The organism is Paenibacillus sp. BIHB 4019 (assembly GCF_002741035.1).
GTDB lineage: Bacteria > Bacillota > Bacilli > Paenibacillales > Paenibacillaceae > Pristimantibacillus.
The window spans coordinates 3,452,371-3,467,333 of the sequence record NZ_CP016808.1; the positions used below are offsets into that span (position 1 = coordinate 3,452,371).

Annotated in this window: 13 protein-coding genes and 1 pseudogene; 11 read left to right on the forward strand and 3 right to left on the reverse strand. The window is 49.1% G+C overall.

Annotated features, from left to right (window positions below):
• Nucleotides 1-126: 126 nt before the first annotated feature.
• Entirely contained in the window at nt 127-207 is an 81-nt protein-coding gene (locus tag BBD42_RS32850) for a putative holin-like toxin (RefSeq protein WP_425320167.1), read from the reverse strand.
• Between the two features lie 275 nt (nt 208-482).
• Here BBD42_RS32850 and BBD42_RS14735 point away from each other — a divergent pair, with 275 nt between their 5' ends.
• Complete coding sequence (locus BBD42_RS14735) at nt 483-680, forward strand: hypothetical protein (RefSeq protein WP_099521617.1); 198 nt, start codon at nt 483-485, stop codon at nt 678-680.
• Between the two features lie 88 nt (nt 681-768).
• Here BBD42_RS14735 and BBD42_RS14740 read toward each other — a convergent pair whose 3' ends face one another.
• Complete coding sequence (locus BBD42_RS14740) at nt 769-1,086, reverse strand: hypothetical protein (RefSeq protein ID WP_099518756.1); 318 nt, start codon at nt 1,084-1,086, stop codon at nt 769-771.
• A 469-nt stretch (nt 1,087-1,555) separates the two neighbouring features.
• Between BBD42_RS14740 and BBD42_RS14745 the strand changes: the two genes are divergently transcribed.
• The 7 genes and pseudogenes from BBD42_RS14745 to BBD42_RS32860 all read left to right on the forward strand — a co-directional run.
• Nucleotides 1,556-3,229: a response regulator transcription factor gene (locus BBD42_RS14745; RefSeq protein WP_099518757.1), complete on the forward strand. Its 1,674-nt coding sequence runs from the start codon at nt 1,556-1,558 to the stop codon at nt 3,227-3,229.
• A gap of 21 nt (nt 3,230-3,250) precedes the next feature.
• On the forward strand, nt 3,251-4,978 hold the full coding sequence (locus BBD42_RS14750; RefSeq protein ID WP_099518758.1) for a sensor histidine kinase: 1,728 nt from the start codon (nt 3,251-3,253) through the stop codon (nt 4,976-4,978).
• A gap of 266 nt (nt 4,979-5,244) precedes the next feature.
• Nucleotides 5,245-6,954, forward strand: coding sequence for an ABC transporter substrate-binding protein (locus BBD42_RS14755; RefSeq protein WP_099518759.1), 1,710 nt, complete (start codon nt 5,245-5,247; stop codon nt 6,952-6,954).
• Between the two features lie 50 nt (nt 6,955-7,004).
• On the forward strand, nt 7,005-7,952 hold the full coding sequence (locus BBD42_RS14760; protein WP_237163521.1) for an ABC transporter permease: 948 nt from the start codon (nt 7,005-7,007) through the stop codon (nt 7,950-7,952).
• Between the two features lie 19 nt (nt 7,953-7,971).
• Nucleotides 7,972-8,895: a carbohydrate ABC transporter permease gene (locus BBD42_RS14765; protein ID WP_481855953.1), complete on the forward strand. Its 924-nt coding sequence runs from the start codon at nt 7,972-7,974 to the stop codon at nt 8,893-8,895.
• Nucleotides 8,896-8,945: 50 nt separating this feature from the next.
• Nucleotides 8,946-9,107, forward strand: coding sequence for an endo-1,4-beta-xylanase (locus tag BBD42_RS32855; protein ID WP_481855975.1), 162 nt, complete (start codon nt 8,946-8,948; stop codon nt 9,105-9,107).
• Nucleotides 9,073-9,216: pseudogene (locus BBD42_RS32860) on the forward strand (endo-1,4-beta-xylanase); the annotation flags it as partial. The gene BBD42_RS32855 and the pseudogene BBD42_RS32860, both read left to right, overlap by 35 nt.
• An 84-nt stretch (nt 9,217-9,300) precedes the next feature.
• On the opposite strand, the gene BBD42_RS14775 reads toward BBD42_RS32860, so the two are convergent.
• Nucleotides 9,301-10,539: an MFS transporter gene (locus BBD42_RS14775; protein WP_099518760.1), complete on the reverse strand. Its 1,239-nt coding sequence runs from the start codon at nt 10,537-10,539 to the stop codon at nt 9,301-9,303.
• Nucleotides 10,540-10,780: 241 nt separating this feature from the next.
• Here BBD42_RS14775 and BBD42_RS14780 point away from each other — a divergent pair, with 241 nt between their 5' ends.
• The 3 genes from BBD42_RS14780 (at nt 10,781) to BBD42_RS14790 (ending at nt 14,961) form a co-directional block, all read left to right on the forward strand.
• Nucleotides 10,781-12,208: an aldehyde dehydrogenase family protein gene (locus BBD42_RS14780; protein ID WP_099518761.1), complete on the forward strand. Its 1,428-nt coding sequence runs from the start codon at nt 10,781-10,783 to the stop codon at nt 12,206-12,208.
• Between the two features lie 124 nt (nt 12,209-12,332).
• Nucleotides 12,333-13,451, forward strand: a complete 1,119-nt coding sequence (locus BBD42_RS14785; RefSeq protein ID WP_099518762.1) for a PdaC/SigV domain-containing protein — start codon at nt 12,333-12,335, stop codon at nt 13,449-13,451.
• 214 nt (nt 13,452-13,665) lie between these two features.
• Nucleotides 13,666-14,961 carry a homocysteine synthase gene (locus BBD42_RS14790; protein WP_099518763.1) on the forward strand — a complete coding sequence of 432 codons (1,296 nt, stop codon included), beginning with the start codon at nt 13,666-13,668 and terminating at the stop codon, nt 14,959-14,961.
• Nucleotides 14,962-14,963: the final 2 nt, after the last annotated feature.

The window sequence follows — 14,963 nt, forward strand, 5'->3', positions numbered from 1 at the left end:
AAACATATAATGCAGAAAGGAGCCGTGCGCTAACACGACTCCCCTGCAACAGCTGCTTTTAAGGGCAGTAGGCTTTAATCAGGTGTTACGACCGAAATAGACCGCATTCCTTGACCGGGGGGCGGTCTATTTTCGTTTTTCGGACAGTAGCGCTACGATAAGCAAACCAAAAGTAAGCATGATCATGATTGCTTCAAATACTGTCACAAGGCATCACCTCCCTTCCGGGAGACTAGCCGACCGCCCATAAAGCCGTATCTATTGCTCGCTGATTATAGCACAGAAATATCCATTTGTACTGATCCCAACGCCGTATCTTTCATATTTTAAAACAATCCCTATAAGTCTAATGAGAATAGTAACATATAAATATAACACAGTATGTAATTAGAAATCAACTACTAAAGCTTGTTATTTTGTGGGAGTTGGTTTATGATAAGGGAGGAAAATAACTGATGAATTTGAAAGTGGAGGTGAGAATAATGACGACAAACATGATGATGATGATGTGTATGGAAGAAATGATGTGCAAGATGAAATGTATGAAAATGATGATGGATTCCATGGACAGCAAAGAAATGATGGACAGCGACATGATGATGTCCAAGATGCAAGAGTGCGACGAAATGATGACTGGTATGATGGCTATGATGCGCGACAAAAAGGAAATGATGGCCTAAGCCTCGCTGGCCGGTCCTTATAAAAGTTAGCGGCATAGCAGACAACTGCTTGCCTTTTTTATTTTCAGCCCAAATAACCGTCTAATTACTAGGCTTGCTTGATTTGTTTTGCTAGATTAACTCTTCTAAGCTTTAGGCTCCACAGCTGTTTCTCTATATTTAAATCCTCTTTAAATGCGCTATTGCGCAGTTGTTCATAAATGGCCAGCATTTGCCGAAGCACCTCATCATACTGGCGCCACAATTGCTCCTTAACAACCTCTTCCGAAGGGTAGCTCGGCACATTCATTTCCTGCAAAGCAGCTACAAGCTCAGCTTGCCATTCCTGATCCCCGATTTGCCCTGCATAATTGATTAAATCTAAATGGTCATTGATCCAAATCTGAGTGTACGCTTCAACTGTCATGTCCGTTATCTCCCCGCTCAAGTTATATACCAAGTATTATACTCGGTTTTATCGGTTAATCAACCTTTTTTTGAGAAGCATGAAAAAACAGGCTTCTGCTCAGCAAATGAAGGACAGGAAAGGTGATAGCATTGGGTTTCATAGGAACGATAAAAGTCATATCGGGCACTGCATGGATTATCGCTTTTTGGTTATTTGTCATTTTAATGGTGGTTGTCGTTTATAATACGTTCTTTAGAAGAAAGTGAGTTTGTCCTGCTCCAAAAAAGTCCTTTAATCTTCTAAACAAATCCTAAACATTGTGGGGTCAAAAAGAAAACCCCGCTTTTATAATAAAATGTAAGCGTTTTCTTTGAATCGGCAACTAACATGCATCTGCCATTTTTTGAGTTATTTTTTGCATAATAAAGGAATCTGAAGCAACATCTGCGAATTATAGAGTTTCATTAGGAACAAGGGAGGAAACCGAATGTATAAGGTGCTGCTGGTGGATGATGAAATGTTTGTCCGCAGAGGGCTGATGAATTTAATGGACTGGGAAGCATTGGGCTATAAAATTTGCGGCGAGGCTGAAAATGGCATGGATGCGCTGGAGCAGATGAAGCGGCTTAATCCGGATGTCGTAATGGCGGACATTCGTATGCCGATGCTGGATGGCCTGGAATTGATTCGTGCAGCTTCGGAAATGGAACAGGAATGTCCGGCCTTCATTATTGTAAGCGGCGTTCACGATTTTCATTACGCCCAGCAGGCGCTGCGCTATGGGGTTCATGACTATATATTAAAGCCTATTGATGAGGGCGAGCTTGCGACGACGCTGAAGAAGCTGACCGGAACGCTCGCCCTTAAGCGTATTGCGAGCTTGACGGGCGATAAGCTGGCTGCCGACTCGATTTTTGAAACGTTGATTAAGGGGAGCTTTAAAGAAGAGGATATGAAGACGCTATGCTCAGCCCTTGAGCTAGAGGAGGTTGGCACGTATGTTTATGTGCTGGCTGAACTGCATACAGGCATGGCGGCCAAGGAAACAGAAACAGCATCAGAAACGGCAATAGAATCGGGAGTCCACATGGCGAGCACCACTGATACGACGTCGAAAGCCTTCACAGCCGCTTGTCAGGCGGCTATCCGCCTTATCCAATCCAGCCAATCCAACCAATCCAGTCAAGCAGCGGACAAAAAGCATGAGTCTCCTGCCATATTCACCTATGAGCAGCAGACGGGGCTGTATGGCTGCCTGCTGCATATGAACAGCTTGCTGGCGGACGATTCTGATAGGCATTATATTTTTCGCCTCTTGCACAGCACCTTGGAAAATCAGTTAGGACATCCGGTCACTTTGTACGTAGGCAATCCAGTTGAGCGGCTGCAGCAGATTAAAGAGTCCTACCGCGGGGCGAATGAAGCGTTGGCCTATAAATTTGCGGAAGCGGACCAAGTTATTGTGCATGCGAGCCGTGTACAGGGAACGCCGCTGTATTATTTTGATATGGAGGCAGCATTGTACAGCAGACTGATTGAGAAGGTGGAGGAAAATAAACCGGAGCAATATGCCGCTGACATCGACCTGCTGTTTCAGGCGTTTCGCGAGAAACGTTTTGCTCCCGATGCCGTATCGAATGCGATGGTCCGCTTCGTCATCGGCATCATTAATATTATTCGCAAAATGAATGGGGATGAAAAGCAGCTGAAGCAGCTTCCCGCTATGATGAATTGGCAGCAGCAGGGCACACGCTTATGCGACTTGAAGCAGCTGTTTCTCGCTTTTACGAACGAGGCATCTGCCTGCATCGCTCTGCTTCGCAGCGACCAATCCAAAGGCGGCATCGAGAAGGTTAAGAAATACATTGAAGCCCATTATAACGAAAATATTAGCTTAAAGGGGCTGGCGGGGAAGTTTTATATGAATTCCGTTTATTTGGGGCAGCTGTTCCGCAAAACCTATGGCGTCTATTTCAACGAATATTTGCTCAGCATTCGGGTCAGGGAAGCGAAGAAGCTGCTGCGGCAAACCGATATGCGAATGTATGAGGTGGCAGAGATGGTTGGCTTCCAGAATTCGGACTATTTTGTCACCCAGTTTGAAAAGCTGGAGAAGGTTACTCCAACCGACTATCGCAACGGCCTATTTGGCAAAACCTAAACGGATGGAGGCGGCAGGTGGATGCATTTATTAAATCAATTGAAATTGCGGGATAAGCTGCTTGTTATGTACATATGCTCGGTGTTTATTCCGATCGTACTGACGAACGTCATCTTCTACAACGTGACCACAAACAACATCAAAAACCAGAAGACGCGCGATGCGGACATGGTTTTGGAGCAATTGCAGCGGGAGGTGCGATCCGTCATTGATGAGGCGGCGGGCATCTCCTATTTATATTATATCGATCCGCTGCTGAACGGGCATTTGGATCACACGTACACGTCAAAGCTGGAATATGTAGAAGCGTTTACGGATATGAAAAGCGTGTTTATGAAGTCGGAGCAAGCCTATTCTACGATTAGCTCGACAGTCATTTATACCGACAACCCGACGGTGCTTGCCTCGGGGCAGATTTTGCCGCTCGATGATACAGCTCTCGATGCCGACTGGTACAACCAGTTCAAGCAAACGAGCGCTTCGTATCCCGTCCTCATTCATAGCGGAGATACGATCAGCCTTATTCAGCGTTTGAATAATAGCGGAGACGGGAGATACAACAGCCTGATCAAAAGCGATTTGAATATGGCGACCTTCAGGCAGCTGTTTGCCGGCATCGGTTTTGAAGGGAACATGTATTTCGTCAATGCAAACGGGACCATTCATTATACGAATGAGGCGGGGGCAGACTGGGAGGCGGGAACGCTGCGGCTTGAGCAGATGGCGATGCCGGAAAAGTCAATTGCATTCGATAAGCCGTATGCGAACAACAATTATTTAAACGGCTGGCGGCTGTATGGCGTCATGGACGAGAAGGTTATTTTGCAGGAGGTACGCAAGTCGGGCACCTTTGTTTTATTTTTGGCGAGCATTAACATTGTCGTTCCGTCTTTGATTATTGCCGCCATTTCTCGATCTATCCACGTAAGACTGGTCCGCATTTTAAGGCATATGAAGAAGGTGAAAAACCAGCATTTCGAGACGATTCCGTTCGAGGAGTCGCGCGATGAGATCGGGCAATTGACGGGCGAATTCAACCGGATGACCATGCGGATCGACAATTTAATCAACGACGTCTATATGGCGGATATTCAGAAAAAGGATTTGGAAATCCGCCAGCGGCAAGCGCAGCTTCATGCCCTTCACAGCCAGATCAACCCGCATTTTCTCTTTAATGCGCTGGAGACGATCCGCATGCGCAGCTTAATGAAGGGGGAGACAGAGACGGCGCGGACGATCCATTCGATGGCCAAAATATTCCGCAAGTCGATTATATGGAAGCGCAGCTGGGTGTCGGTTCGCGAGGAGCTGGAGCTGATTGAATGTTTTCTGGAAATTCAGAAATACCGTTTCGGCGACAAGCTGCAATATCAATTGACGGTCGAGGATGCGGTATACGAGCATACGATTCCTAAAATGACCTTTCTTCCCTTTGTCGAAAATGCCAGCATCCATGGTATTGAGAGCTCGCCGGGCATCGGTCTCATTGGACTGCATATTGGTTACGAGGATGGCCGGATTTTATTCCGTCTGACGGACAATGGCATAGGCATGCCGGAGGACAAGCTGAGCGAGCTGATGCAATATTTGCAGGAGGACGGGGCGATGGGCGACAACGTAGGGATGAAAAATGTATACACCCGGCTCAAGCTCTGCTATAAAGACGCCTTCGATTTCACCCTCCGCAGCGAATCCGGCTCCGGCACCACCATAGAGCTCCGCCTCCCGGTAATGGATAAGGGCGCGTAATAGGGACGCCACGCCCTCTTGTCCATCCCGCTAGGGGAGGGGGAATAAGGGGGGAAGCGGATGTGAATGGTTTGGGCGGAATGGCGATCAGAACCCGGACCTTTCGCGCAGCGCAGCCCCAATGTTCCCCCGACCCTGCTCTTGACCTGACCTATAGTTTTCACAGTAAAAGCTAAAGTTTTTAGGGTAACGGAGCCTCTTCCCACGTTTTACAATGAAAGTGCTTACAAAAAATAAACCAATAGATGGAAAGGGGTCATACCAATATGGTCAAAAAGAAGCTTTGGACAATGGGACTAGCAGCGACGCTGTCTGTCGCATTGATCGGCTGCAGCAGCAACAGCAACAGCGGCAATTCAGGCAATGCTGGCAATGCTGGAAAAACGTCAAGCAGTCCGGCATCCTCCTCGGAAGCAGCGGGTGAGCAGGAGCCCGTCACCTTCACGTATTACGGTTTTGCGGCTAACAAGGATACGCTCGCCAGCGATACGGTCATCGGCAAGGAGCTGCAAAAGCAGACCGGCGTTGATTTCAAAATGGAGTTTATCGTCGGTGACGTAAAAACGAAATCCGGCGTTATGATCGCCAGCGGCGACTATCCTGATGTTATCGTGCCAGATGGCGAAATTGATAAGCTGATGGATGCCGGCGCCTTCATTCCGCTGGACGATTTAATCGAGAAATACGGCCCTAATATTAAGCGCGTATATGGACCTTATATGGATAAATTCAAGCAGGCTGACGGCAAAATCTATCATCTTCCTTTTTCCGCGGACCAAGGCTACATTGGCGACCCAGGCATTAGCCAAGGCGCATTTTGGATGCAGCGCTCGGTCTTGAAGGAATTCGGCTATCCGAAAATTAAGACGCTGGATGAATATTTTGACCTGATCAAGCAGTATCAGGAGAAGCATCCGCAAGTGGATGGCAAGGATACGGTAGGCTTCGTTATTTTTGCAGGTGTAGCTGACAACTTCTTTACTCTTACAAACCCTTCGATGCATCTGGCCGGTTATCCGAACGATGGCGGCGTGCTCGTTGATATGGCTACGCATGAAGCGAAAACCTATCAAGCAAGCGAATACGAGAAACGCTGGATTCAGAAGCTGAATGAGGTAAATGCCGAGGGGCTGTTCGACCCTGAATCGTTCACTGCAAACAAGGATCAATATTTGGCGAAGCTGACCTCCGGCCGTGTGCTCGGCTATTTCAACTACGGCTGGCAGGTTGGAGATGCAACGAACAATTTGAAAAAAGCGGGCATTGACGAGAAACGCTATACGCCGCTTCCAATCGTATTTGATCAAAATACGAAGGATCAATATGTCGATCCCCCTGCCTTCGTTAACAACCGCGGTATCGGCATTTCGATAAATGCGAAGGACCCGGTCCGCATTATCCAATACTTTGACAATATGCTCAAGGAAGAAAATCAAATTCTCGTGCAATGGGGCATCAAGGACCAAAATTACAGCGTCGATGCAAACGGGCGTTTTATTATGAACGAACAGCAAATCAGCGAGCGCAATGACACGGAGTTCACTCGCGAGTTCGGTTGGTCCTACTTCCAATACAATTGGCCGCGTTACGGCAATAATTCCCTGCTGGCGGATGGCAACTCCTATGCGGTAGGCAATCAGCCGGAGGTCGCTTATGCAGGCTATACGGACGGGGATAAGGCGATTTTGGATGCCTATGGCGTCAAGACGTTTGCTGAAATGTTTGCGAAGCCGGATGAACGGCCGTGGTACCCCGCTTGGAGCATTAATAAAGGGCAAGGCACGCCGGAGCAGATTTTTGAACAGAAGAGCAGCGATATCGCGAAAAAATATTTGCCTAAGCTCGTGCTCGCTGATCCGGCGCAATTCGATTCCATCTGGAGCGAATATACGGCTGAATTCGGCAAGCTGGATTCCGCAAGCTATGAGTCCTTTATAACGAATATCGTCAAGGAGCGTGTAGCAGGCAATTGGTAGACGGTTTTAGAGAGGAGAGTTTTTAGGTGGAGAAGCAGACACAGCCAGCTATTTCAACCGATGAGGGGCGAGCGCTTAGGCGCTCGCGCCTGCCCTTTTTTTTCAAAAAGCTGCTGCAGCAAAAGGTTCTAGTGGCGATGTCCGTCCCTTTTTTACTATGGCTGGTGTTATTTAAATATGTGCCGCTATGGGGCTGGACGATCGCATTCCAGAAATTCCGCCCGGCTAAGGGACTGTTTGACCAGGAATGGGTAGGCTGGAAAAACTTTAAGTTTTTATTTCAGGACGATACGTTTTATCAGGTGCTGCGCAATACAATCGTCATGAGCACGATTAATTTGGTTTTCGGCTTTCTAACGGCAATAACGCTGGCGATATTGCTCAATGAGCTGCGCCATATTTTATTCAAGCGGGTCGTGCAGACAATCAGCTATTTGCCCCATTTTATATCGTGGGTCGTTGCGGCCAGCATTGTATCCTCGGTGCTTTCGCCGGAGGGCATTATTAATATTTTGCTCGTTAAATGGCATATTATCGAACATCCAATACTTTGGCTCGGCAAGGGCGAGTATTTTTGGGGCATTATCGGCTCAGCGGAAGTGTGGAAAAATGTCGGGTGGAACACGATTATTTATCTCGCGGCCATTACAACGATTGATCCCGCTCAATATGAAGCGGCTGAAATGGATGGTGCGAACCGCTTCCAGCGCATCGGGTATATTACGCTGCCAGGCATGAAATCGGTCATCGTCATTTTGCTCATTATGAATTTAGGGCATATTTTGGAGTCGGGCTTCGAGCCGCAATATTTGCTGGGCAATGGGATGACGGTCGAATACTCGGACAACCTTGATATATTCGTATTGAAATACGGGATGGATATGGGCAACTATTCGCTGGCGACCGCCGCGGGCATATTCAAAACCGCCGTCAGCTTTATCTTCCTCTTGTCTGCTAACGGGATTGCGAAACGGCTTGGCGAGAGCAGACTATTTTAATAGAGCAGGAGGGATCGCATTGAAGGAAGGGCGTTTGGCGCGGAACAAATTTTATAATTGGCCGGATAAGCTGTTCGATTTATGCAATATTGTGTTTATGATCGGCTTAATGATCGTTACGCTGTATCCCTTTATCAATATGTTCGCGCTGTCGTTTAACGATGCGAATGATTCGATTCGCGGCAATATTTATTTATGGCCGAGGCTGTGGACGCTGGACAACTATAAATATATTTTTAATGAGGCCTCGATTTATTATGCGACGACGATATCGGCACTGCGGACGATCGTGGGCACGATAGTGTCGGTGTTTTGCACCGCCATGCTGGCGTATACGGTCAGCCGCCAAAGCTTTGTGCTGCGCAAATTTGTCACGGTCGCTTTTATTTTCACTATGTATTTCAGCGGCGGGCTCATCCCCGGCTACCTATTAATTAAGGAGCTGCACCTGATCAATTCATTCTGGGTGTATATTATTCCCGGCATCATCGGCGTATTTAATATGATCGTTATTCGTTCGTTCATTGAAGGGCTGCCGGACGGCATACTGGAATCGGCGAAAATCGATGGAGCAGGCGAGTTTACGACGTTCATGCGCGTTGTTTTGCCCCTTACTGTACCCGCGCTTGCAACGGTATCGCTGTTCGTGGCGGTTGGACAGTGGAACTCCTGGTTCGACGTATTTTTGTACAATTCCTCGCGAATTGAGCTGAGTACGCTGCAATACGAGCTGATGAAAATACTTCAGACGTCGAATACGGCGGCCACCTCATCGACCGCAGCCGACCAGTTCGCTTCCGGCCAGAGCGGGGTCACGTCTGTCACGCCTACCTCGATTAGAGCTACGATGACGATTATAGCGAGCGTACCGATCATTATGGTTTATCCGTTTTTGCAAAAATATTTTGTGAAGGGCATGACGGTCGGCGGTGTGAAGGGCTAATGGAGGAGAATGGCGAGCCTTCTGCCAATCGCGAGACGCTGCTTGCCCGGATGAAGGCGCATATTGCCGCAGTCGTAGGCCGCTACAAGGGGCAAATTTACGCCTGGGATGTGGTGAATGAAGCCATCGAGGATAAAAGCGGCGTGTGGCTGCGGGATTCAAGCTATTTGCGAATCACTGACATCGGTGACCTTTTGGGGAGCGGCGGATGATTATACGTGGCTGGACAACTTTCCGGTGAGAGGCAGGAAAAATTGGCCATTTGTGCTCGATGAGCAGCATCAGCCAAAGCCCGCCTTTTGGAAAATAGCAAGCTGGTGAAAGGAAAAACGGCCTGACGATTCACGGAGCCCAGACTTGCGCCCCGCGAGTTGGTCAGGCCGTTTTAAGCAGGCGGACAGGCTGCTAGATTAGCTCTTTGCGAGCCGCTAAATAACGGTAAAGGAAGACGCCGGTTACCGCGCATAAGAGCAGGCAGAGGCCGATGAAGCCGTAACCGGCTTGAAGTCCGCGCAGCAAGCCGATTTGCGTCTCGGCACCGTAATTATTTTTCACCAGCTGGGTAACTGCGCCAATCAAATAGTTGAAAATAACGCTGCCGATGCCCATGATCGTAACCGTAAAAGTAATGGCGGATTCGCTGCCGCGCGGATAACGCTTGGCGATGAAGGCCATAACGGTCGGATAAATCGGGGCGATGCCGATGCCGGCAGCGGCGAATAGAAACGCCAGCGACTCGCCGCCCCACACCGCGATAAACGTACAAATCGACGAGACGCCGGCGAAGAGCAGCAGTGACAAGTTAAAGCCGATTTTGTCCGTGAGCGGGCCAAGCAGCAGCCGTGCGCCAGCGAAGCAGAGGAAGAAGGCGGACAGCATGCCGGATGCGGAAACATTTTTCCAAGCGTAAGCCTTCTCCAGAAAATTGACCAGCCAGCCTCCTACCGCAAGCTCTGCGACGACGCCGAAGGTGAGAATGAGCGCCAGCAGCCACAATGCCGGATCACGCATCAGCTCCCGGAAGCCAGAGCGCGGCCCATCTGCTGGATCATCGCCGGGAAATTTGCTCAGCAGCGTCGGTATCATCGGAATGAGACAGAGCGACAGCATAATGAGATACATGCCGCGCCAATCCAAAACATGGCCGTAGACGCTCACTGTAATGAGGCCTGAGGCAATCATCGGGGCAACGGTTGAGCTGAGCCCATAAAAAAAATGGGATAAATTCATCATCGTTCCGACATTGCGCACGAAGATGCGCGCCCCGATGACCGCTAGCGCAATTTCCAGCATGCCGTTGCCGATATACATGAGGAAATAGGACGCCCCGAAGAAAGAATAGCTTTTGGAAAAGAAAATAAGGACGCCTGAAAGAACCATCGAGCCGAATGCAACCAGCGTGACCAGCTTGACGCCGAACTTGCGTGTCAGAAAAGCGGTGAATGAGCAGGCGAGCATATAGCCGAGCGCGTTTAACGACAGCAAGGAGCCAAGCTGCTGTTCATCAAGGGCGAAATCGTATTGGATCCGGGGAATCGCGGGTCCTTTTACATTTTCAGAAATGCCGAACACAATAAAGCCGATGAAAATAGCTGCGAGCTGCAGCGCATAATTTTTGTTAACGGTACGAAGCTGGTTGAACATTTGCAATAGCCACCTTAAGGGAAGTAAATTTGGTACCTGCTCATTGTATAGACTCACCCGCTTGTTTTCAATATAAGCTTTTTCATCGGCCATTATGAAAGTATAAGGATATGAATGTACAGGAAGCTTGAATCTGGTACGCTAGAAGGGGTTTCGCTTCAATTGCCCGAATTATGGTTATACATAGTTACATAGGGCTAGTTAATCAGGTATGTTTTGGGGAGAGGAAGGACGAGCTGCAATGAAGCAAAACTTATATGTGTTTGGTCAGGAAGCAGCTGCACAGCAGTACGATTCATTACGCTCGCCTTATTCAGGCGAGGTGATTGCTGAGGTAGCGAGCGCAACAATCGAGCAGGCCGATCAAGCGATTGAGGCGGCGCTGGAAGCGGCAGCAGTTATGCGGAAGCTGCCCGCTTATCGCCGGGCGGAAATTTTGGCCAAGGTGGCGTCGCTCTTGCAGGAACGCAAGGAGGAGGTTGCGAAAATCGTAGCTATGGAGGCGGCAAAGCCGATCAAGACGGCTCGCGCCGAGGTGGATCGCACCGTGCAAACGTATCAATTTGCGGCGGAAGAAGCGAAGCGGATTCATGGCGAGATGGTGCCGCTAGATGCTGCTCCAGGTGGCGAGGGACGGCTTGCCTATACGCTGCGCGAGCCGCTCGGTGTTATTGGCGCAATTACGCCGTTTAATTTTCCGCTGAATCTGGTCGCCCATAAGGTGGGACCTTCACTGGCGGCAGGCAACACCGTCGTGCTGAAGCCTGCTCCGCAGACGCCGCTGTCTGCTTATTTCATTGCCAAGCTGTTCGAGGAGGCCGGCCTGCCGCCAGGAGCGCTCAATGTTATTAGTGGAGACGGCAAGCTGCTTGGCGAGAAGCTGGTCCAGGATGCCCGCGTGAAGATGATTACGTTCACCGGCAGCCCAGAGGTCGGTATAGGCATTCGCAAGCAGGCGGGACTGAAGCGGGTGACGCTGGAGCTGGGCTCAAATTCGGCTGTCATTATTGACAAGGACAGTGACGTCGATGCTGTAGCTGCAAGGTGCGTAACCGGAGCCTACTCGTATCAGGGGCAAATTTGCATATCCTTGCAGCGGATTTTTGTAATGGACGAGCTGTATGATGCCTTCGTCAGCAAGTTTATCGCATTAGCTGTAGCGCTGCGGACAGGTGATCCGCTGAACGAGCATACGGATGTATCCTCGCTTATCACGGAAGCTGCGACGAAGCGGGCGATGGATTGGGTGGCGGAAGCGGTCCAGCTAGGCGCCGAGCTAGCTATTGGCGGCCGAGTCGACGAGCAAGGCGTTATGCAGCCGACTGTGCTGCTTCATGTGCCAGCAGAAGCGAAGGTTTCCTGCAAGGAGGTGTTTGCGCCGATCGTGCTGATCAATAAAATTAGCAGCATCGAGGAAGGCATTCAGCAGGTGAACGCCTCCGATTACGGCCTGCAAGCAGGCATTTTCACGCAAAATATAGGCAAAGCGCTTGATGCGGCGGATGCGCTGCATGTGGGCGGCGTGCTGATCAACGATATTCCTACGTTTCGCGTCGATCAAATGCCTTATGGCGGCGTGAAGCTCAGCGGCACAGGACGCGAGGGCATTAAATATGCGGTGGAAGAAATGCTGGAGATGAAGCTCGTTATTGTGAATCGGAACAAGTAGCTCGGAACAAGTCGCTGAGCGTTTCTCCGCTCAGCGCCCAAGCCCTATTTTCAAAAGCCAGTTTGTAACTTATTCGGTGGTATATGCGTCTACAATGATAATGAATTCACGGAGAGGAAGATGAATGATGAATAGGAATCCTTTTAAAAATTTGACTTACAAACGTACCCTTGCTTCGATTTTGGCAGCAAGTCTTATAGTAGGCGCATCGCCTGCCGCATTTGGTTTTCCCGGCATAGAGAAGGCAGCAGCGGCAACGGCTGTGCAAACTTATCGCGTCGTCCCGCAACCGTTTATCATTGACGACTACAAATATTCCATCCCGACGATTAACATTAGCGGCAGCACCTATATTGGCATTCGCTCGCTCAATGAGAAGCTGGGCCTGGATATTACGTGGAATGTGAATAGCCGCACGATTACACTCGATGGAAGAGGCCGCAAGCTAACGGCGAATCCGGAGGATGGCAGCTATGTAATTAATGGTCAGAAGACGTACGGCGATTCGGCCCTTATTTATAAAGGCTCGGCTTATGTGCCGCTGCGCTTCTTGCTGGAGCGGATGGGCTATGGCATTTCCTATGAGAAAGGCAGCAAGACCGTAGTTATTAACACGATTGAGGAAAATGAGCTAACGGTTGCTCTGGGCACGATTCAGGATAATAACGACAAGCAAACGCTGCTCGTCAATTATCCGGTCATCGAAGACCTTAAGGACAAAACAGTTGAGGGGAAAATTAATACCTTCCTGAAGCAGGAAGCGGAGTCCTATGCGGCAGCAGGTCAGAAGGACCTTACTAAAGCAACGGCCACAAATGCAGCGTACATCAAGAAAAATCCGGGCACAACATTTCCAAAGGCGACCTTCGAGGGCGTTTTTAACGTGACCTATAATGAACAGGGACGCCTCAGCCTGTATGTGGATTATTACTCCTATCTGGGCGGAGCGCATGGGATGACCTTCCGCGTGCCTTATACATTTGATATCAATAACGGCGAGCTGCTGACACTGAAGGAAGCTGCCGATTACAATTCGAAATACTTATCCATTATGAATGCTTCGATCAACAAGCAAATTAAAGAACGCAAGCTGCCGCTAATTGCACCGTTCGATGGCATCAAGTCGAATCGTTCCTTCTACTTGAAGCATGAGGGAATCGCCATTGCTTTCGAGCAGTATGAGTATACGTCTTATGCCGAGGGCATGCCGGAGTTTGTGACGCCTTTTGAGGCGTTTGAGTAAGAGTAGAATTTGGATTGCTTAAACTGTATTCCGCCAGTTCTGTCAAGGGCTGGCGGAATATTTTTTTGTATGAAAGCTTGTCTCCCTACTGTATAATTTTGCATAGATCTGCTATAATCGTTTTTAATTCCTACTTTATTGGTAGGATTAGTGATGACGCAGGGTGTTATATTCGTAAGCTTGGAAAAACTAACGTTCTGGGAGGTTTTTTATAATGGCTAAGCAAGAAAGACAATATTCACCTGAAACTTTAGCGGTACACGCAGGTCAGCAAATTGATCCCGCTACACAATCGCGTGCGGTACCGATTTATCAGACGACTTCCTACGGCTTTAAAGATACAGATCATGCGGCAAGATTGTTTGGTCTTGAAGAATTTGGAAATATCTATACACGCATTATGAACCCAACGACAGATGTATTCGAGAAGCGGATTACTGAGCTTGAAGGCGGAGTTGGCGCACTTGGCGTGGCGTCCGGTTCAGCGGCGATCACTTACTCCATTCTGAACATTGCATCTGCAGGCGATGAAATTGTTTCCTCGTCCAGCCTGTACGGCGGTACGTACAACCTGTTTGCCCATACGCTGCCGAAGCTCGGCATTAAAGTGCATTTCGTTGATTCCTCCGATCCGGAAAATTTCCGCAAAGCAATCAATGCAAATACGAAAGCGATCTTCGCTGAAACGATCGGCAACCCGCGCGGCGATGTGCTCGATATTGAAGCTGTAGCTGCGGTTGCCCATGAGAATGGCATTCCGCTCATCGTGGACAATACGTTCCCAAGCCCGTATTTGCTTCGTCCAATTGAACATGGAGCAGACATCGTTGTACACTCGGCGACGAAGTTTATTGGCGGTCATGGAACGTCCATTGGCGGCGTTATTGTAGACGGAGGCAAATTTGACTGGGCGCAAAATGATAAATTCCCAGGTCTGACTGAGCCGGACCCAAGCTACCATGGACTTGTATATACGCAAGCTGTTGGTGCGATTGCTTATATTATTAAAGCGCGTGTACAGCTGCTTCGCGATATGGGAGCTTCACTGTCGCCATTCAACTCATTCCTGCTGCTGCAAGGACTTGAAACGCTGCACTTGCGTATGGAACGCCACAGCTCTAATGCGCTTGCAGTAGCAAACTATCTGGAGCAGCACGAATCAGTGGAATGGGTAAGCTATCCAGGTCTAGCAAGCCACGCATCGAATGCGTTGGCGCAAAAATATTTGCCGAAGGGCCAAGGCGCGATTATCAGCTTCGGCATTAAGGGCGGCGTAGAAGCGGGCAAAAAGCTGATTCATGGCGTGGAACTATTTTCCCATCTTGCCAACGTCGGCGATTCGAAGTCGCTCATTATCCATCCGGCAAGCACAACGCACCAGCAGCTCGATGAGCAAAGCCAGCTTGCATCCGGTGTTACGCCAGGACTCATTCGTTTATCTGTCGGCACGGAAGGCATTGACGATATTATTTATGATTTGGAGCAAGCGATCAAAATCAGTCAGGAGTAAGC

Coding starts and splice junctions, on each gene's coding strand:
- BBD42_RS14735 (WP_099521617.1), top strand. CDS start 483: ATGACGACAAACATGATGATGATGATGTGTATGGAAGAAATGATGTGC.
- BBD42_RS14740 (WP_099518756.1), bottom strand. CDS start 1,086: ATGACAGTTGAAGCGTACACTCAGATTTGGATCAATGACCATTTAGAT.
- BBD42_RS14745 (WP_099518757.1), top strand. CDS start 1,556: ATGTATAAGGTGCTGCTGGTGGATGATGAAATGTTTGTCCGCAGAGGG.
- BBD42_RS14750 (WP_099518758.1), top strand. CDS start 3,251: ATGCATTTATTAAATCAATTGAAATTGCGGGATAAGCTGCTTGTTATG.
- BBD42_RS14755 (WP_099518759.1), top strand. CDS start 5,245: ATGGTCAAAAAGAAGCTTTGGACAATGGGACTAGCAGCGACGCTGTCT.
- BBD42_RS32855 (WP_481855975.1), top strand. CDS start 8,946: ATGAAGGCGCATATTGCCGCAGTCGTAGGCCGCTACAAGGGGCAAATT.
- BBD42_RS14775 (WP_099518760.1), bottom strand. CDS start 10,539: ATGTTCAACCAGCTTCGTACCGTTAACAAAAATTATGCGCTGCAGCTC.
- BBD42_RS14780 (WP_099518761.1), top strand. CDS start 10,781: ATGAAGCAAAACTTATATGTGTTTGGTCAGGAAGCAGCTGCACAGCAG.
- BBD42_RS14785 (WP_099518762.1), top strand. CDS start 12,333: ATGATGAATAGGAATCCTTTTAAAAATTTGACTTACAAACGTACCCTT.
- BBD42_RS14790 (WP_099518763.1), top strand. CDS start 13,666: ATGGCTAAGCAAGAAAGACAATATTCACCTGAAACTTTAGCGGTACAC.